Genomic DNA, 18,299 nt, shown 5'->3' with positions numbered 1-18,299 from the left:
CTTCGATACTCATATATGCAGCACTGTGTGACCAGTGGTTGACATCCTGTCGATCACAGGCATCTACTGATTCCGGTGTTACCGGCGTCACAGATGCCGGAGTCCGATCCGCCTCGCCGGGGAGGCTCCATGTCTCGTGCACATGTCCGCGCGGTTCTCTCGGGGGCCGCCGCAGCCCTGCTGGCCGTGTCGCTCTCGGGATGTGCGGGCTGGGGTGGTGACAGCGCCGGCTCCGGCGGGGCGAACAGCATCGACGTGCTGATGGTGAACAACCCGCAGATGATCGACCTGCAGCGGCTCACCGAGGCCAACTTCACCCGGCAGACCGGCATCAGCGTCAACTTCACGGTGCTGCCGGAGAACGACGTCCGGGACAAGATCAGCCAGGAGTTCTCCAGCCAGGCCGGGCAGTACGACGTGGCCTCGCTGAGCAACTTCGAGATCCCGATCTACGCCAAGAGCAAGTGGATCGCCCCGCTGGACGACTACGTCGCGGCGGACAGCGCGTTCAACCAGGCGGACATCCTGCCGCCGATGACCAAGTCGCTGACCGCCGACGACGGCAAGCTCTACGGCGAGCCCTTCTACGGCGAGTCCTCGTTCCTGATGTACCGCAAGGACGTGCTGGACGCGCAGGGCATCCAGATGCCCGCGAAGCCGACGTGGCAGCAGGTGGCGGACATCGCCGCGCAGGTCGACGGCAAGCAGCCCGGGATGGCCGGCATCTGCCTGCGCGGCCAGCCGGGCTGGGGCCAGGTGTTCGCGCCGCTGACGACGGTGGTGAACACGTTCGGCGGCACCTGGTTCGACGCGGACTGGAACGCACGGGTCGACGCGCCCGAGTTCAAGCAGGCCACCCAGTTCTACGTGGACCTGGTGCGCGCGCACGGCGAGGTCGGCGCCCCGCAGGCCGGCTTCACCGAGTGCCTGAACAACCTGGTCCAGGGCAACGCCGCGATGTGGTACGACGCGACCAGCGCCGCGGGCACGCTGGAGGCGGCGGACTCCCCGGTCAAGGGCAAGATCGGGTACGTCGCCGCGCCGGTCGTCAAGACGCCGAGTTCCGGCTGGCTGTACGCGTGGTCGTGGAGCATCCAGCAGGCGAGCGAGAAGAAGGACAACGCCTGGAAGTTCATCTCCTGGGCCTCCAGCAAGCAGTACGAGGAGCTCGTCGGCGGTCAGCTGGGCTGGTCCAAGGTGCCGGCCGGCAAGCGCGCCTCCACCTACGCCAACCCGGACTACCTCAAGGAGGCGTCGGCGTTCGCCGAGCCGACCGAGCAGGCCATCTCCAGCGCGGACCCGCGCAATCCCGGCGTACAGCCGCGCCCGGCGCTCGGCATCCAGTTCGTCGACATCCCGGAGTTCACCGACCTCGGCACCCAGGTCTCGCAGTACGTCAGCTCCGCGATCGCCGGGCAGATGACCGTCGACGAGGCGCTGAAACGGGGTCAGCGGCTCGCCGACGACGTCGCGGAACGGTACCGATCGCGCGAGAACGGCTGAAGGGGGCGACAGCGATGACATCCGTGGCCGAGAAGACGGGATCCGGTACGACCGGTCTGACGCCCACGCCGCCCGGTGCGGCGCGCCGGGCCGCCGGCTGGGCCCGGCGGGCGCCGCTGCTGCCCGCGCTGATCTTCATGATCGTGGTGACCCAGCTGCCGTTCGTGGCGACGCTGGTCATCTCGTTCATGGACTGGAACGCCTACTACCCCGACGAGCGCGGTTTCGCCGGCTTCGACAACTTCCGGCGGGTCTTCACCGACGTCAACATGCGTGACGCGGTCTGGACGACGATCCTGCTGACCGTCGGGGTGGTGCTGATCAGCCTGATCCTCGGGCTCGGCATCGCGCTGCTGCTGGACCGCAAGTTCCGGGGCCGCGGCGCGGTCCGGACGATGATGATCGCCCCGTTCCTGGTGGTGCCCGTAGCCGCCGCCCTGCTCTGGAAGCACGCGCTCTACAACCCCGAGTACGGCCTCTTCAACGGCGCGCTGACCTGGGTGTGGGGGCTGTTCGGCTCCGACAACCCGCCGCAGCCGGACTGGATCAGCAACATGCCGCTGTGGTCGGTGATCTTCGCCCTGGTCTGGCAGTGGACCCCGTTCATGATGCTGATCCTGCTCGCCGGCCTGCAGGGACGCCCGCTCGACGTCGTCGAGGCCGCCCGCATCGACGGTGCCAGCAGCTGGCAGATCTTCCGCAGCATGACGCTGCCGCACCTGCGCCAGTATCTCGAGCTCGGCGCGCTGCTCGGCTCCATCTACATCGTGCAGAACTTCGACGCGGTCTTCACCATCACGTCCGGTGGCCTCGGTACGGCGAACCTGCCGTACACGATCTACCAGATCTTCTACCAGGCCCACGACTACGGCCGGGCGTCCGCCGCCGCCGTCGTGGTCGTGATCGGCACGATCATCATCGCGACGTTCGCCCTGCGGACGGTCTCGTCGCTGTTCAAGGAGGACCCGGGCCGATGACCACTTCCTTGACCCGCACCGCGCCCAGCCATCAGGCCGTACCGAAGAAGAAGGACCGCGGCGGGCCGTGGCTGTCGCTGCTCGCCTGGGTGGTCGGTCTGCTGTTCGTGCTGCCCGTGGTCTGGATGGTGCTGACCTCCTTCCACAGCGAGTCCGACGCCGCCACCAATCCGCCCGCCGTGGCCGCCCCGCTGACTCTGGAGGGCTACCGCGAGTTCTTCTCCGGCGGCGCGAGCCCGTGGCCGCCGCTGCTCAACTCGCTGACCGCCAGCGTCATCTCGACCCTGCTGGTGCTGCTGCTGTCGTTCCCGGCGGCGTACGCGTTGTCGATCAAGCCGGTCAAGAAGTGGACCGACGTCCTGTTCTTCTTCCTGTCGACCAAGATGCTGCCCGTCGTCGCCGGCCTGCTGCCGCTGTACCTGTTCGCGCAGAACACCGGTCTGCTGGACAACATCTGGCTGCTGATCGTCTTCTACACCTCGATGAACCTGCCCATCGCGGTCTGGATGATGCGCTCGTTCCTGTCCGAGGTGCCGGTGGAGATGCTCGAGGCCGCCTCGATGGACGGCGCCGGCCTGGCCAAGACGCTGCGCTCGGTCATCGCGCCGGTGGTCATGCCCGGCATCGCCGCGACCGCGCTGATCTGCTTCATCTTCAGCTGGAACGAACTGCTCTTCGCCCGGGTGCTGACGGCCACCGTGGCGGAGACCTCCCCGGTGTTCCTGACCAGCTTCGTCACCAGCCAGGGCCTGTTCCTGGCCCAGCTCTGCGCGGCTGCCTTCGTGGTGTCGCTACCCGTGCTCGTGGCCGGCTTCGCGGCCCAGGACAAGCTCGTGCAGGGCCTGTCCCTGGGCTCGGTCAAGTAGCCGCCCCTGATCCACACTCCGCCCCGATAGAGGTGACCGGCCCCGCCCCCCGGGGCCGGTCACTGCGTCCCGGGACCGAATTTTTTCCCCGAAAGGGGTAGGAACCGGTGCGCCCCGGGGTACGTCTGACCGCCTATGACCAGACTTCGCGGCTTGTGGACGGCCGCTGCCGCCGTGACCTTGTTCCTGCTCAGCGCCTGTGCCCAGCCGACCGCCGCCGGCGCCCCGAGCACCGGCCCGTCGCCGGACAGCTCCTCGGCCCCCGCCACCGGCGACGGCGACGCGCTGGTGCTGCGGGTCTCCTCCGCCGGTGGCTTCGTGCCCCCGAGCGCGATCGTCGGCCGGCTCCCCGAGACCAGCGTGTACGCCGACGGCCGGGTGATCTTCAACGGCCCGGTCACCCTGAGCTATCCCGGCCCCGCCCTGCCCAATCTGCAGTGGGGCACGATCTCCCCGGCCACCCTGCAACAGCTGCTCGACAAGGCCGTCGCGGCCGGCGTCAAGCCCGGCACCGACTTCGGCCAGCCCGGAGTCGCCGACGCGCCGACTACCGAGGTCACCGTCGTGACCGCCGCGGGGGAGCGGACCGTCGGCGCGGTGGCGCTGCGTGAGGCCCGGCCGGACGACCCGCAGCTCACCAAGGCCCAGCAGCAGGCCCGGACGAAGCTGCGCACGTTCGTCGACGAGCTCGGCGACCTGACCACCAAGCTGACGACCGGCGAGCCCCAGCAGTACAAGCCGGAGGTCATCGCCGGGATCGTGCAGCCGTACGTGGAGCCCGCGGACCAGCCCGGACGCCCCCGGACCGTGGAATGGCCCGGCCCCGCGCTGCCGGGCGAGCCGCTGAACCCGGATCTGAAGCTCAGCTGCGTGACCGCCACCGGCGAGCAGCGCGACGCCGTGCTCGCCGCGGCCAAGGACGCCACCGCGACCACCCCCTGGGTCTGGGCGAACAACGGCTGGTCGGTGCTGCTGCGCCCGCTGCTGCCGGACGAGACGGGCTGCGCCGACCTGAAGGCGGCCCGATGACCCCGATCGGCGAGCCGTTCGACCCGTCGCCGGTCCGGCGGCCGGTCCCGAGCGAAGCGGACAGCAGCGGGCCGGGACAGGCGACGCCCGTCCCGGCCCGCGCGGCCTGCCGGCCCTCGCTTACTGCACCCCGAGCAGATCCACCACAAAGATGAGGGTCTCGTTCGGCTTGATCACGCCACCGGCGCCGCGGGCGCCGTAGCCGAGGTGCGGGGGGATGGTCAGCTTGCGGCGGCCGCCGACGCGCATGCCGACCACCCCCTGGTCCCATCCGCCGATGACCTGACCGGCGCCCAGGCCGAAGTCGAACGCCTCGCCCCGGTTGTACGAGGCGTCGAACTCCTTGCCCGAGGAGAACGCGACCCCCACGTAGTGGACGGTGACCTGGTGGCCCGGCTTGGCCTCGTCGCCGTCACCGACGACCAGATCCTCCACGACCAGCTCGGCCGGCGGCTCACCCGCGATGGGGCCGACGTCGGGCTTCTCCATGTGTCCTCCTGATTTGTGTGACTGCATGGCCATGCAACCACAGCGGGAGGTTTTTCCGGGCAGCGCCACCCACGGTGGTGAACGACTGAGCCCTCATCTCCGTACTGTTCGCCGGGAGGCCGGCCGCCGCCGCACCCCGCGAGCACGAGGAGAAGGCATGACCGTCGTACGCCGTACCGCTGCGCTGATCCTGGCCGGTGGGATCGCCGCGGCCACGACACTGCTCCCGACGGCACCCGCGCTCGCGCACGGCGCGCCGACCCAGCCGCTCAGCCGTACCGCGGCGTGCGCCACCGGCGGCGAGCAGGCGGGCTCAGCGGCGTGCAAGGCGGCCCTCGCGGCGAACGGGCGGTCCTTCGGCAACTTCGACAACGTGCGGGTGCCGAACGTGAACGGCAAGGACAAGCAGTTCATCCCGGACGGCAACCTGTGCAGCGGTGACCTGCCGGAATTCCAGGGCCTGGACCTGCCCCGCACGGACTGGCCGACGACGAAGCTGGCCGCGGGCAGCACGCTGACCATCAAGTACCGGGCCACGATCCCGCACCAGGGCACCTTCCGGGTCTACCTGACCAAGCAGGGCTACGACCCAAAGCAGCCGCTGGGCTGGGACGACCTGGGCAGCAAGCCGATCCTGACGGTGCAGGACCCGCCGCTGCGCTCCGGCGCCTACCGGATGAGCGCCGAGCTGCCCGCCGACCGTACGGGACGGCACGTCCTCTACACGGTCTGGCAGACCTCCAGCACCCCGGACACCTACTACTCGTGCTCGGATCTGCAGCTCAAGGCCCCGGCGGCGGTCGCCGCGACCAAGCCCAGCAAGGCCGCCGCGGCGCCGAAGCCGAAGGTGTCCCGCTCGGCCGAGCCCGGCGTGGTGGCCTCACCCCAGGAGGCCGCCGGCCCGGCCGCCGCGGGGGTGCCGCAGCAGAGCGACGACACCTGGCTGCGCCCGGCGGCGCAGTCCCAGGACACGCTGGACCGGGTGGCCCTGGGACACCAGATCATCATCGCGGCCCTGATCGTGATCGCGGGTGTGCTGGCGGCCGCCGGCTTCAAGCGGCTCCGCCGGCGGTAGCCCTCGCACGGCCCGCGGGCGCCTATCCGGCGTTCGATAGCGTGGGCGGCGATGACGAGCAGAGTGCGGTGGCTGAGTGCCGGAGTGGTCCTGCTGATCGTGATCGCGGGCCTGGTGATCCGGCGAGCCGTCGCCGACACTCCCGCGCCGCGGGCCCTGCCGTCCGCTCCGCCGGCGCCCAGCACGCCAAGCGCCACGCCAAGCGCCACGCCGAGTGCGTCGGCGAGCGCACCGGCCAGTGCCTCGCCGAGTCCGCAGGGCTGCGTCGACACGATCCTGGCCGGGCTGTCCCCGGCCGAGCGCGCCGGCCAGGTGCTCATGATCGGCACCCCGGTCGGCAACCCGCGCGAGCTCGGTGACGTGGTCGCCCGCCACGACCTCGGCGGGGTCTTCCTGGCCGGGCGCAGCTCCCGGTCCGCCGCGGGCCTGCGCGCCGACATCACCGCCCTGCAACGCCGGGCCGGGACGCCACTGCTGGTCGCGCTCGACCAGGAGGGCGGCAGCGTGCAGACCCTCAAGGGCCGCGACTTCCCGCTGATCCCGTCGGCCCAGCGGCTCGGCGCCGGCCCTCCGGCGAAGCTGCGCGGCACCGTGCGCGACACGGCCCAGCGCCTCGCCGGGATCGGCGTGACGGTCAACCTGGCGCCGGTCGCGGACACGGTCCCGGCGAAACTGGGGGAGGGCAACCCGCCCATCGGCGGCTTCCACCGCCAGTACGGCTCCGACCCGGACGCGGTCGCGGCGGACATCGCCACGGTGGTGTCGGCGTCGCAGGGCGCCGAGGTGCTGACCATCCTCAAGCATTTCCCGGGGCTGGGCCGGGTCCGCGCCAACACCGACACCGCCGTCCGGGTGGTCGACAACACGACCACGGCCGACGATCCGTACCTGAAGCCGTTCGTGGCCGGGATCAAGGCCGGGTCGGCCGGGGTGATGATCTCGTCCGCGACGTACCCGAAGATCGACGGCTCGTCCATCGCGGCGTATTCCAAGCCGATCGTCACCGGCCTGCTGCGCGAGCGGCTCGGCTACACCGGGCTGGTGATGTCGGACGACCTGGGCGCGGCCGACTCGGCGTCGTCGCTGCCCGCCGGTGAGCGCGCGGTGCGGTTCGTGGCGGCGGGCGGCGACCTGGCGCTGACGATCCGGCCGCAGGACGCGGCGCCGATGGCCGCGTCACTGATCGCGGAGGCCCGCACGTCGGCACCGTTCGCCACCCGGCTGACCGAGGCGGCCCGCCACGTGCTGCGGGCCAAGGACCGCGCCGGCCTGCTGACCTGCTGATCCGTACCGGATCCGCACTGCGGTGTTGACCTGGAGCGCGCTCCAGGTCCTAGCGTCCTCGGTATGCAGACGATCGAACTGGGCACCACCGGGCAGCAGGTCAGCCGGATCGCGCTCGGGGCCATGCAGATGGGCAACGCCACGGACGAGCAGGACTCGGTGCACATCCTGGACCGCTACCTCGAGGTCGGCGGGTCGTTCATCGACACCGCGGACTGCTACGAGTGGTGGGCGAGGCGGGACAGCCGGGGCGGGGAGAGCGAAGAGCTGCTCGGCCGCTGGCTGCGCCAGGGTGGGCGGCGCGACCAGGTGTTCCTCGCGACGAAGGGCAGTGCGCTGCCGGAGTATTCGCCGCAGCTGTGGGACGCCGACGGCACGGCGAACTGGGACCTGGCCCGGCGCACGTTCGCCGGCGCGGGCGGTGACACGCTGCGGCACGCCCTCGACGGCAGCCTGCGGCGGCTCGGCACCGACCACGTCGACCTCTACTACGTGCACGTCGACGACCGGGCCACCCCGCTGGAGGAGACCCTGGAGGCGCTGGCCGGCCTGGTGCAGGCCGGGAAGATCCGCTACCTGGGCTGGTCCAACGTGCGGACCTGGCGGCTGGAGCGGATCCGGCAACTGTGCGACCGGTACGGCTGGCCGGCCCCGGTGGCCCTGCAACAGCAGCACTCGTACCTGCGGCCCCGTCCCGGCAACGACAGCGTGTCCATCGTCGGGGCCGAGCAGCTGGACTACCTCGACACGCACGAGGACCTGACGCTGGTGGCGTACTCGCCGATCCTCAAGGGGATCTACGACGACCCGGCCAAGCGGGCCGGGCACTGGGCCATGGAGGCGTACGCCGGGCCGGACACCGACGCGCGGCTCGCCTTGCTGACCGAGGTGGCTGCTGAGGTGGGTGTCACGCCGAACCAGCTCGTCCTGGCGTGGCTGATGCAGCAGCCCTCGCCGCAGACGATTCCGCTGGTCGGGCCGCGGACGCCGGAGCAGTTCGAGGCGGCGCTGCCGGCCCTGGACGTGAAGCTCGGCGAGGACCAGCTGCACCGGCTGGACGCCGCTGGGGTCTAGGTCTTCGGGCGGAAGCTGTCAAAGATCAGTTGCAGGTCGTCGCGGTCGGCCTTCCAGCGGGAGTCGCTGGTCTCCCACCAGATGCCGTACGCCTGCTTCTTCGAGGTGATGAAGCCGCGGTTGTTGACATGGCGGCGGTTGCTGCCGTTGAAGGTGAATTCCCAGTCGGCGGCCTTCTGCCAGTACTTCACCGAGACGATCTTGATCTCTTGGTAGCCCGGGAAGTCACCGGCCGCGACCCGGTACTCGGCCTTGCCCTGCCAGTCGGCCTTCGGGTTGGGCTGCGGCTTGTTCGTCTGGTCGATGCCCAACACGTGGCCTTTGCCGTCGCGGAAGTAGACGATCGAGCCGCGCTTCGACTTGGACCAGCCCTCGGGGACGTAGACCCGGAAACCGGTGGGGTCCCGGTAGTCACGCCAGCCGTCGGGCAGCGGCGGGCGGGCCACCGGGTCCCCGGCCCGGCCGGTGGGCGCGCTGCTGGCCGGGGTCCCGCTCGGGGCGGGGGCAGATCCGACCGGTACGCCGGCAGGGTCCGTCGATGATGTGCCCTGGCCGGCCGAGCCTGGACCGGTCGTGGCCTGGGCTGATGCCGTCGTCGCGGCGGTCGGGGCTGTTCGGGGCGTGCCGTCGCCGTCGTCGCGCAGGGCCCACCAGGTGGTGCCCGCGCCGGCCAGCACCACGGCGGCGACTCCCGCGGCCAGCAGGGACTTTCGCCGCGGGGCAGCCGTTTTGGGACCGGGTACCGGCGCAGTGCCGCGCGGGGGAGCGGCCTTCGGCTCGGCTTCGGTTACGGGCTCGGCTTCGGTGAGCGGCGCGGCCGCGGCCTTGTTCTCGGTGATGGGGGCGGAGGCGGCCTTGTTCTCTGCCTCGGTGATGATCTCGGCCTCGGGCACCCGTTGCCGGGGCACGACCGATGCCGGTGCCGGTGTGGGTGCCGAGGTCGGTGCCGGTGCGGGTTGCGCGTCGGGTGGCGTGGCGAGTGCGGGTTGCGCGTCGGGTGGCGTGGTGGGTGCGGGGTCTGCGTCGGGTGGCGTGGTGGGTGCGGGGTCTGCGTCGGGTGGCGTGGTGGGTGCGGGTCGCGCGTCGCGTGGCGTGGTGGGTGCCGGTTCCGCCGCCGGAGCCGGAGCCGGAGCCGGGGCAGGCGCTGTGGCTGCGGCCGTAGCCCGGGCCGGCTCGTTGCGGTCGCGGTCCCGGTCCCGGTCACGCCGGTTGCTCCAGGGCCACCGCGAACGCGGAGGAGCCGCCGCCTCCCCGCTCGCGACCTCTTCCAACAGCGCCCGGGCCTCTTCCAGGTCGAGACGCGCGGCCGGGTCCTTGCGCAGCAGCCCGTCGAGGACCGGCGCCAGCACCCCGGCGTGCCCGGCCGGGGCCGGCTCGTCGGAGGCGACCGCGGTCAGCGTCTCGAACACCGACCCGCGCTCGTACGGCGAGTGCCCCTCCACCGCCGTGTACAGGGTCGCGCCCAGCGACCACAGGTCGGAGGCGGGCAGTGTGGTGCCGTCGCGGACCCGCTCGGGTGACATGTACTGCGGGGAGCCCAGCACCATGTTCGAGCTGGTCACGATGCCGTCGCCCTCGATGGTGGCGATGCCGAAGTCGGTGAGGACCACCCGGCCGTCGTCGCCCAGCAGCACGTTGGCCGGCTTGACGTCGCGGTGCCGGACGCCGGCCCGGTGGGAGGCGTCGAGGGCGTTCAGCACGGCCAGGCCGATCTCGGCGACCCGGCGCGGCGCCAGCGGGCCCTCCTGGTCGATGACCTCTTTCAGCGAGCGCGACTTCACGTACTCCATCACGATCCAGGTGGCACCGTCCGCCGCGATGACGTCGTACACCTGGGCCGCGTTGGGGTGGCTGATCCGGGCCGCCGCCCGGGCCTCGCGCAGCGTGCGCTGCTGCACGGCGTCGCGGTCGGCCTCGTCGATGTCGTCCGGCGGCACGATCTCCTTGATCGCGACGTCCCGGTCGAGCACCTCGTCGCGGGCCAGGAAGACCCGGCCCATGCCGCCGACGCCGAGCGTCTCACCCAGCCGGTACCGACTGGCGACGACGACCGGGCCCACTGTCATGACACCGCCATACCCGATGACAGCACCGGCCACTCCTGCCGCGCGGGGTTAGGATGCGGCATGGACGAGCTGTCGCTGCTCGACACCAACGGGATCCTGCGTCAGCCGTGGATCCGGCCCGACCGGACCAGTGCGGGTCTGGGCTGGTCCGGGCTCTACGTGTCCACCCAGCGCGAGCAGCCGTACCGGGCCGCCTTCGACGCCGCCCGCAGCCACCTCGTCATCCTGCACCTCAACGGGCCGGTCACCGTGCGCCGCGGCCACCTCGGGCTGACCAGCGCGCGCACGGTCGCCCCGGGCGGCTTCTTCGTGCACCCGGCCGGCAAGGACCTGACTGTGGAGCTGGGCGGACCGCTCGACACCGTGCACGTGTACCTCGACGACGACGCGTTGCAGCAGGAGCAGGACGGGCCGCCGGTCAGGCTGGCGGAGGAGCTGGGTGTGGCCGATCCGCTGCTGGAGCAGCTGGTGCTGGCGCTGGACTCGGTGTTGCGGCAGTGGGAGCCGTCCGCGCGTACCTATGTGGATCAGGTCGCCGGCCTGCTGGCCGCGCAGCTGGCCCGCCGGCACGGCACCCGGCGGGCGCCGGCCGAGCTGGACGAGCGGCGCCGACCGGCCGGGCTCAGCGAGCGGCAGCTGGCCCAGGTGCGTGAGCTGCTCACCGAACGGCTCGGCGAGCCGGTGCCGCTGGCCGACATGGCCGCGGCGGCCGGGCTGAGCGTCAGCCACTTCTCCCGGCAGTTCAAGGCCCGCGTCGGCCAGGCCCCGCACCAGTATCTGCTGCGCCTGCGGCTCGACACCGCGTGCCGGCTGCTGCGCACCGGCACCCTGCCGATCGCCGCGGTCGCGGACCGCTGCGGCTTCACCCACCAGGAACATCTCACCCGGGTGATGCGCCGGCATCTGCAGACCACACCCGCAGCGGTACGGCGAGACGGCTGAACGAGAAATCGTTTCGTGCAGCGACGCGGTGGTTCTGTGCAGGAAACGACGGCGCAACCGTGGGAGGTTCGCACCATGACGTCCTTCGCGTACACGTCCGGTCCGGCCCGGGTCGTGTTCGGGCCCGGGGTGCTGGACCAGCTGCCGGAGGAGGTGCGCCGCCTCGGCCGCAGCCGGGTGCTGGTGGTCTCCGGCGCGGGCACGGCCGACGCCGCCGCGCGGGCTGCCGCGAGCCTCGGTCCGCTGCTCGCCGGGCACTTCGCCGGCGCCGCGATGCACACCCCGGTCGATGTCACCCGGGAGGCGCTGGAGCTGGTCCGCGGCCTCGACGCGGACTGCCTCGTCTCGGTCGGCGGCGGCTCGGCCACCGGGCTGGGCAAGGCGCTGTCGGTGCGCACCGGGCTGCCGCAGATCGCCGTGCCGAGCACGTACGCCGGTTCCGAGGTCACCCCGGTGCTCGGCGAGACCGATGAAACCGGCAAGACGACCCGCTCGGCGCCGGAGATCCTCCCCGAGACCGTCCTGTACGACGTGCGGCTGACCCTCGGTCTGCCGGTGCCGCTCTCGGTCACCAGCGGGGTCAACGCGATGGCGCACGCGGTGGAGGCGCTCTACTCGCCGGACGCGAACCCGGCGACCGGCGCGCTGGCGCAACGGGCGATCACTCTGCTGGCCCGCGCGCTGCCCGGCATCGTCGCCGAGCCCGGTGATCTGGAGGCCCGCTCGGACGCCCTCACCGGGGCCTGGCTGGCCGGCATCTGCCTGGGCACCGTACGGATGGGCCTGCACCACAAGCTCTGCCACCTGCTGGGCGGCTCGTTCGGGCTGCCGCACGCGCCCACCCACACGGTCATGTTGCCGCAGGTCATGGCTCACCAGGCGGCGGCCGTCCCGGAGGCGATGCGGGTGGTGGCCGAGGCGCTCAACGTCCGCGACGCCCCCTCCGGCCTGTACGACCTGATCACCTCGTGGGGCGGCCCGACCTCCCTCCGCGAGCTCGGCATGGCCGCCGGTGACCTGGACGAGGCGGCGCGACGGGTGGATGTCGACGGGGTCCGTGCGCTGCTCGGGACCGCGTACGAGGGCACCCGCCCGCCCGGACCCGCCGCCGTGCCCGACTTCAGCGCCCTGACCGGCCAGGTCCTGGCCAGTTTCGCCGCGACGCCCGATCCGCGGGTCCGCACCCTGGTCACCGACCTGGTCCGGGTCCTGCACGACTACACCAACCGCAACGACCTCACCCAGCAGGAGTGGGAGTACGCCGTCGACTTCCTCACCCGCACCGGCCAGCTGTGCTCGCCCACCCGTCAGGAGTTCGTGCTGCTCTCCGACACCCTCGGCGTGTCGAGCATGGTCGATCTGCTGAGCAACTCGCGCACCCCGCAGACCACCCCGTCGGCCGTGCTCGGGCCGTTCTACGTGCCCGGGCCGCCGCCGGAGCCGCTCGGCGCGGACATCGCCGGCGGCCTGCCCGGCACGCCGCTGTGGGCCGACGTGCTGATCGCCGACGTGGCGGGCCAGCCGGTGGCCGGGGCGGTGGTCGACGTCTGGCAGTCCAACGACGACGGCTTCTACGACGTGCAGCTCCCCGAGCAGGCCGGACCGGTGCTGCGGGCCCGGTTCACCAGCGACACCGACGGCCGGGTGCGCTTCTGGACGATCCTGCCGTCGGAGTACCCGATCCCGGACGACGGCCCGGTCGGGCAGATGCTCGCGGCGACCGGCCGCCACCAGTACCGCGCGCCGCACCTGCACTTCATGATCAGCGCGCCGGGCTACCGCCGCCTGGTCACCCAGCTGTTCGTGGCCGGCGGCGCCTACCTGGACTCCGACACCGTGTTCGGGGTCAAGGACGACCTGATCGTCGACTTCGCGCCCGGCTCCGGCGCCCCGCCGGACGGCCGCGCGGTCGAGGAATGGCACCAGGTGTCGTACACCTTCCGGATCGCCGAGGAGAAGCCGTGACAGATGTGGTCGAGACCGACGTGCTCATCGTCGGCAGCGGGCCGGCCGGCAGTGCGGCGGCGATGCTGCTCAGCACGTACGGCGTGCCGAACATCATGGTCACCAAGTACAGCCGGCTGGCCGACACGCCCCGCGCGCACATCACCAACCAGCGCACGATGGAGGTGCTGCGCGACGCCGGCCTCGAGGAGCAGGTGGTCGCCCTGGCCACGCCGCAGCACCTGATGGGCCAGACGCCGTTCGTCTCCGCGCTCAACGGCGAGGAACTGGGCCGGCTGCACACCTGGTACACCCATCCGTCCCGGCAGGCCGACCACGACCTGGCCTCGCCCACGGCGATGTGCGACATGCCGCAGCACCTGATGGAGCCGGTGCTGGCCGGCGCCGCCACCGCCCGCGGCACCCACCTGCGCTACGACACCGAATACCTGTCGCTGACCCAGGACGACGACGGCGTCACCGCGACCGTGCGCGACCGGCTGCGCGGCGACGAGTACCGGATCCGCGCGAAGTATCTGATCGGCGCGGACGGCGGGCGCAGCAAGGTCGCCGAGGACATCGGCCTGCCGATGGTCGGCCGGATGGGCGTCGCCGGCAGCATCAACATCGTCTTCGAGGCCGACCTGACCCGCTACGTCGCGCACCGGCCCAGCACCCTCTACTGGGTGCTGCAGACCGGCGCCGACGTGGGCGGCATCGGCATGGGCCTGGTGCGCTGCGTCCGGCCGTGGCACGAGTGGCTGATCGTCTGGGGCTACGACATCGACGGCGAGCCGCCGGACCTCACCGACGCGTACGCCCGGCAGATCGCCCACCAGCTCATCGGCGACGACACCGTGCCGGTCACCATCAAGTCGTCGTCGGCCTGGACGGTCAACCACCTGTACGCCGAGCGCTACCAGCAGGGCCGGGTGTTCTGCGCCGGCGACGCGGTGCACCGGCACCCGCCGTCGAACGGGCTGGGCTCCAACACCTCGATCCAGGACGCGTACAACCTGGCCTGGAAGCTGAAGCTGGTGCTGTCCGGGGCGGCCGGGCCGGGGCTGCTGGAGTCGTACAGCGCGGAGCGGGCGCCGGTCGGCGCGCAGATCGTGGAACGGGCCAACCGCAGCATCGGCGAGACCGGCCGCATCTTCCAGGCGCTGGGCCTGCTCTCGACCGAGGACCCGGACCAGATGCGGGCGAACATGGACGCCCGCAAGCTCCCCGGTGACGCCTCGGAGAAACAGCGCCAGCTGCTGCGCGAGGCGATCGCCTTCAAGGACTACGAGTTCAACACCCACGGCGTCGAGCTGGACCAGCGCTACCGCTCGGCGGCGGTCGTCCCCGACAGTACGCAGGCGCCGGCCAACCCCCGCGACGAGGAACTGTTCCACCACCCGACGACCTGGCCCGGCGCCAAGGTGCCGCACGCCTGGCTGGGCCACGGCTCCGAGCGGATCTCCACCCTCGACGTGGGCGGCCACGGCCGGTTCACGCTGCTGACCGGGATCGGCGGCGAGCCGTGGGTCGCGGCGGCGGCCACGCTCGCCGGCACGCTGGGGGTCCCGCTGACCGCGGCGACGATCGGCCCCGGGGCCGACTACGAGGACCTGTACGGCGACTGGGCCCGCCTGCGCGAAGTCGGCGACACCGGCTGCGTGCTGCTGCGCCCGGACAACTACGTGGCGTTCCGCAGTCCTGGCCTGCCCGGCGATCCGGCCGAGGTGCTTGCGGCGGCGCTGCGCCGGGTGCTGGCCCGTGACGAGGCCGTCCCCGGATCCTCAGCTCCGTAAATCGGACGCTCCGATCACCCGGAAGTGGCCCTCCGGACGCCTAGGGTGGAGGGGACCAGGCCTGGGGAGGGAACATGCGGATCAGTGACGTTCTTCGTGTCAAGGGCGGGCAAGTCGTGACGGTGTCTCCGGAGACGCGCGTCGACGCTCTGCTGACGGTGCTGGCCGAGCACCGGATCGGCGCCATCGTGGTGTCCGCCGACGGATCCAGGGTCGACGGCATCGTCAGTGAGCGCGACATCGTGCGGGCCCTGGCCGTGCGCGGTGCCGCCGTGCTGGCCGAGCCGGTCACCGCCATCCACACCGCCGAGGTGCACACCGTCGAGCCCGACGCCCCGATCGAGGACGTGGAGCGCTTGATGACCGAACGGCGGTTCCGGCACGTGCCGGTGGTGGTCGACGGCACCCTGCGCGGCATCGTGAGCATCGGCGACGTGGTCAAGGAACGGATCGGCGAGCTGGAGACCGAGCGCTCCTCCCTCGCCGGCTACATCACCGGGGAACGCTTCTAACGCGTCCGCCCATAGACATGGCGCACCGTGGCACGATGCCGCGGTGACGCTGAAGGTTGCCACCACCCAGAGCGCCGGGCTGATGTCCTCGGCGATCATCGGTCCGACGGAAGCGAGCTGACCGCGGGTCGCCGGGCCGGAGCAGTTGGCCATCGCTGTCCTTGATCGCGATGCGCCGGAGTTTCACGTCGCCCTGGATCTCGCCCGCCCGTGGCGGGCCGCCGCCAACCAGGGCGACATCTACCGCAGCCGCCGGGTCGAGGATCCGCGCAGCGGCGGTCGGACGCTCATCTGAGCAGAGCGGCCCGGGGACGCGTACGCCCCCGGGCCGGCATGTCTCACACTGCGTTCAGTGACTCCGCGGGCGACATCCGCCGGGTTACGACGTGGACCGCGAAGAGCGCGTACCCCGTCAGCACCGGCACCAGCGCCGGGTGCACCAGCACGGCGAGCACCGCGGCCAGCACGACCACTCCGCCCGCCGCCGCGGCCGCCCGGCCGTGACCGGGCAGCGTGGCCAGGGCCGCCCGCCAGCTGTGCTCCGGGTCGGCGCCCACCGCCACGATCACCAGCGCGCCGTAGCCGGCACCCGCCGCGGCGAGAGCCACCGTGAGTGCCACCAGCGGTGCGCCGCCTGGGACAGTGCCGTTGCGTACGGCCAGCACGTCGATGACCACCAGCAGCGCGGCCGTCGCGGTGGCCAGCCCGGCGACCAGGCCGGGCGCCAGCGCGCGCCGGAACGTCGCCCAGCTCGCGCGGACGGTCGGCCACCGGTCGTGCTCCAGGTGGTGGTGCACCGCCGCGCTGCCGGCCGCCAGCGCGGCGCCCGCCGTGACCAGCGGGAGCGCCGCGAGGGTGACCAGGAAGCCCAGCAGGGCCAGGTCGGTGGCGATCCGGACGGTCTCGCGCCAGTCGCGTCTCATCCCTTGAGCCCGCTGGTGTTGATGCCCTCGACGAGCATGCGCTGGAACGCCACGAAGAACAGGAACACCGGGACCAGCGACAGCAGCGACATCGCGAACATCGGCCCCACCGAGCTCTCACTCGTCGAGTCGATGAACAGCGTCAGCGCCACCGGTGCCGTGTAGTCCTGCAGTTCCGACAGGAACACGAGCTGCCGGAAGAAGTCGTTCCAGGTCCAGATGAACGAGAAGATCGCCGTGGTCACCAGGGCCGGCCGGCTCAGTGGCAGGATGACGTGCTGGAAGATCGAGTACGGCGACGCGCCGTCGATCTTCGCGGCCTCGTCCAGCTCGCGCGGGATGCCCCGCATGAATTGCACCATCAGGAACACGAAGAACGCCTCGGTGGCCAGGAACTGCGGCACCAGCAGCGGCAGGTACGGCCACTCGCCGCCGACCCAGCCGAGGTTCCGGAACAGGATGTACTGCGGGATGATCAGCACGTGCCCGGGCAGCAGCAGGGTCGCGATCATGATCGAGAACCAGAACTTGCGCATCCGGAACCGCAGCCGGCCGAAGGCGTACGCGGCCAGCAGGCAGGACACCGTGTTGCCCACCACGGTCAGCCCGGAGACCATCGCGCTGTTGAGGAAGAACCGGCCGAAGTTGACGTCGAACTTCTGCCAGCCGGAGCTGAAGTTGCCCGGCGTGAAGCTCTCCGGCAGCAGCCCGATGTTGCTGGCGATCTCCTCGGGTGACTTGAAGGACGTCCCCACCATCCAGATCAGCGGGTAGAGCACCACCAGCAGGATCAGGATCAGGACGAGCAGGCGCAGCCGGCCGCGCATCAGTGCTCCTCGGCGTCGGAGTAGTGGACCCAGAACCGGCCGGTGCGGAACAGCACCACCGTGATCAGGCCGATCGCGAGCAGGAACACCCAGGCCATCGCCGAGGCGTAACCCATGTCCAGCTCGACGAAGCCCTTGATGTAGAGGTTCAGCGTGTACATCAGGGTGGAGTCGACCGGCCCGCCGGTGCCGTTGCTGAGCACGAAGGCGGACGTGAAGCCCTGGAAGCCGTTGATCGTCTCCAGCACCAGGTTGAAGAAGATCACCGGGGACAGCATCGGCAGGGTGACGTTGCGGAACTGCCGCCACCGCCCGGCGCCGTCGACCGAGGCGGCCTCGTACAGCTCCGTCGGCACCTGCTTGAGCCCGGCCAGGAAGATCACCATGGGCGCGCCGAACTGCCAGATGGCCAGCAGCATCAGGGTCTCCAGGGCCCACTTCGGGTCGTTGACCCAGGGCGCGCCCTCGATGCCGAACAGGCCGAGGAACGAGTTGAAGGCGCCGTCGCGGTTGAACATGCTGACCCACACGATGGCCAGCGCCACACTCCCGCCCAGCAGCGACGGCAGGTAGAACAGGCCCCGGAACACGCCGATGCCGCGCATGGCCCGGTTGAGCAGCAGGGCCACGCCGAGCGCGGCCGCCAGCTTGAGCGGCACGGCGACCAGCGCGAACGTCAGGGTGACCTGGACCGCGTGCCAGTAGGTCGGGTCCGACGTGAACATCTGCCGGTAGTTGTCCCAGCCCACCCAGTTCGCCTCCGACAGCGGCGTTAGCACGTCGTAGTCGGTGAAGCTGAGGTAGAGCGAGAGCAGCATCGGGACAGCCGTGATCGCGAGCAGCCCGATCAGCCACGGGGACAGGAACAGGTACCCGGGCAGGTTCTCGGAGTGCCGCTTCCCGCGCCGGTGGCCCGGCCCCTGCTGACCAGCAGGGTCCGGGCCGGCGGGGTCGATCCGGCTCTGGGCCGTTCGCACCGTAGTCACGACTGT

General features: G+C 71.5%; 17 protein-coding genes. 12 read left to right on the top strand and 5 right to left on the bottom strand.

The annotated features are described in order from the left end of the window. Positions 1-129: 129 nt before the first annotated feature. The 4 genes from ACQP2Y_RS29395 to ACQP2Y_RS29380 all read left to right on the top strand — a co-directional run bounded on the left by ACQP2Y_RS29395 (position 130) and on the right by ACQP2Y_RS29380 (position 4,375). Positions 130-1,503, top strand: coding sequence for an ABC transporter substrate-binding protein (locus tag ACQP2Y_RS29395; RefSeq protein WP_360828287.1), 1,374 nt, complete (start codon positions 130-132; stop codon positions 1,501-1,503). Positions 1,504-1,517: 14 nt separating this feature from the next. Then, positions 1,518-2,480, top strand: coding sequence for a carbohydrate ABC transporter permease (locus ACQP2Y_RS29390; RefSeq protein WP_360828290.1), 963 nt, complete (start codon positions 1,518-1,520; stop codon positions 2,478-2,480). Next, complete coding sequence (locus tag ACQP2Y_RS29385; RefSeq protein ID WP_433718321.1) at positions 2,477-3,346, top strand: carbohydrate ABC transporter permease; 870 nt, start codon at positions 2,477-2,479, stop codon at positions 3,344-3,346. The genes ACQP2Y_RS29390 and ACQP2Y_RS29385 overlap by 4 nt, the downstream gene beginning before the upstream one ends. Positions 3,347-3,499: 153 nt before the next feature. Beyond that, the gene (locus ACQP2Y_RS29380; protein WP_433718320.1) at positions 3,500-4,375 is read left to right on the top strand and encodes a hypothetical protein; all 876 of its coding nucleotides are present in this window, start codon (positions 3,500-3,502) and stop codon (positions 4,373-4,375) included. A gap of 120 nt (positions 4,376-4,495) precedes the next feature. On the opposite strand, the gene ACQP2Y_RS29375 is transcribed toward ACQP2Y_RS29380, so the two are convergent. After that, the gene (locus ACQP2Y_RS29375) at positions 4,496-4,864 is read right to left on the bottom strand and encodes an FKBP-type peptidyl-prolyl cis-trans isomerase (protein ID WP_212989353.1); all 369 of its coding nucleotides are present in this window, start codon (positions 4,862-4,864) and stop codon (positions 4,496-4,498) included. Between the two features lie 157 nt (positions 4,865-5,021). On the opposite strand from ACQP2Y_RS29375, the gene ACQP2Y_RS29370 reads away from it, so the two are divergent. The 3 genes from ACQP2Y_RS29370 (at position 5,022) to ACQP2Y_RS29360 (ending at position 8,297) form a co-directional block, all read left to right on the top strand. After that, complete coding sequence (locus ACQP2Y_RS29370; RefSeq protein ID WP_433718319.1) at positions 5,022-5,939, top strand: lytic polysaccharide monooxygenase auxiliary activity family 9 protein; 918 nt, start codon at positions 5,022-5,024, stop codon at positions 5,937-5,939. Between the two features lie 51 nt (positions 5,940-5,990). Next, positions 5,991-7,223: a glycoside hydrolase family 3 N-terminal domain-containing protein gene (locus ACQP2Y_RS29365; protein ID WP_433718318.1), complete on the top strand. Its 1,233-nt coding sequence runs from the start codon at positions 5,991-5,993 to the stop codon at positions 7,221-7,223. Positions 7,224-7,286: 63 nt separating this feature from the next. Then, positions 7,287-8,297 (top strand): aldo/keto reductase, encoded by a 1,011-nt coding sequence (locus ACQP2Y_RS29360; RefSeq protein WP_433718317.1) that lies wholly within the window; start codon positions 7,287-7,289, stop codon positions 8,295-8,297. Here the strand turns inward: ACQP2Y_RS29360 and ACQP2Y_RS29355 are convergent. Beyond that, positions 8,294-10,363: a protein kinase domain-containing protein gene (locus ACQP2Y_RS29355; protein ID WP_433718315.1), complete on the bottom strand. Its 2,070-nt coding sequence runs from the start codon at positions 10,361-10,363 to the stop codon at positions 8,294-8,296. The two genes, ACQP2Y_RS29360 and ACQP2Y_RS29355, sit on opposite strands and share 4 nt — an antisense overlap. A gap of 60 nt (positions 10,364-10,423) precedes the next feature. Here ACQP2Y_RS29355 and ACQP2Y_RS29350 point away from each other — a divergent pair, with 60 nt between their 5' ends. The 5 genes from ACQP2Y_RS29350 to ACQP2Y_RS29330 all read left to right on the top strand — a co-directional run bounded on the left by ACQP2Y_RS29350 (position 10,424) and on the right by ACQP2Y_RS29330 (position 15,852). After that, on the top strand, positions 10,424-11,305 hold the full coding sequence (locus tag ACQP2Y_RS29350; protein WP_433718313.1) for a helix-turn-helix domain-containing protein: 882 nt from the start codon (positions 10,424-10,426) through the stop codon (positions 11,303-11,305). 75 nt (positions 11,306-11,380) lie between these two features. Next, positions 11,381-13,270 carry a maleylacetate reductase and hydroxyquinol 1,2-dioxygenase domain-containing protein gene (locus tag ACQP2Y_RS29345; protein ID WP_433718312.1) on the top strand — a complete coding sequence of 630 codons (1,890 nt, stop codon included), beginning with the start codon at positions 11,381-11,383 and terminating at the stop codon, positions 13,268-13,270. Continuing rightward, positions 13,267-15,045: an FAD-dependent oxidoreductase gene (locus ACQP2Y_RS29340; protein WP_433718310.1), complete on the top strand. Its 1,779-nt coding sequence runs from the start codon at positions 13,267-13,269 to the stop codon at positions 15,043-15,045. Before ACQP2Y_RS29345 ends, ACQP2Y_RS29340 begins: the two co-directional genes overlap by 4 nt. Positions 15,046-15,119: 74 nt before the next feature. Further along, positions 15,120-15,557, top strand: a complete 438-nt coding sequence (locus tag ACQP2Y_RS29335; RefSeq protein WP_433718309.1) for a CBS domain-containing protein — start codon at positions 15,120-15,122, stop codon at positions 15,555-15,557. Between the two features lie 145 nt (positions 15,558-15,702). Then, the gene (locus ACQP2Y_RS29330) at positions 15,703-15,852 is read left to right on the top strand and encodes a hypothetical protein (protein WP_433718308.1); all 150 of its coding nucleotides are present in this window, start codon (positions 15,703-15,705) and stop codon (positions 15,850-15,852) included. Positions 15,853-15,895: 43 nt separating this feature from the next. Here ACQP2Y_RS29330 and ACQP2Y_RS29325 read toward each other — a convergent pair whose 3' ends face one another. Genes ACQP2Y_RS29325 through ACQP2Y_RS29315 form a run of 3 tightly spaced genes read right to left on the bottom strand, consistent with a single transcriptional unit; the run spans position 15,896 to position 18,263 of the window. Next, positions 15,896-16,480, bottom strand: a complete 585-nt coding sequence (locus tag ACQP2Y_RS29325) for a DUF624 domain-containing protein (protein ID WP_433718306.1) — start codon at positions 16,478-16,480, stop codon at positions 15,896-15,898. After that, on the bottom strand, positions 16,477-17,307 hold the full coding sequence (locus tag ACQP2Y_RS29320; RefSeq protein WP_433718304.1) for a carbohydrate ABC transporter permease: 831 nt from the start codon (positions 17,305-17,307) through the stop codon (positions 16,477-16,479). The genes ACQP2Y_RS29325 and ACQP2Y_RS29320 overlap by 4 nt, the downstream gene beginning before the upstream one ends. Further along, positions 17,307-18,263 (bottom strand): carbohydrate ABC transporter permease, encoded by a 957-nt coding sequence (locus ACQP2Y_RS29315; protein WP_433732112.1) that lies wholly within the window; start codon positions 18,261-18,263, stop codon positions 17,307-17,309. The genes ACQP2Y_RS29320 and ACQP2Y_RS29315 overlap by 1 nt, the downstream gene beginning before the upstream one ends. Positions 18,264-18,299 lie beyond the last annotated feature (36 nt).

This window comes from Actinoplanes sp. CA-051413, assembly GCF_050955795.1.
Classification (GTDB): Bacteria; Actinomycetota; Actinomycetes; order Mycobacteriales; family Micromonosporaceae; genus Actinoplanes.
Note: the sequence above shows the minus strand (reverse complement) of the source record. Positions and strands in the feature narration are given on the sequence as shown.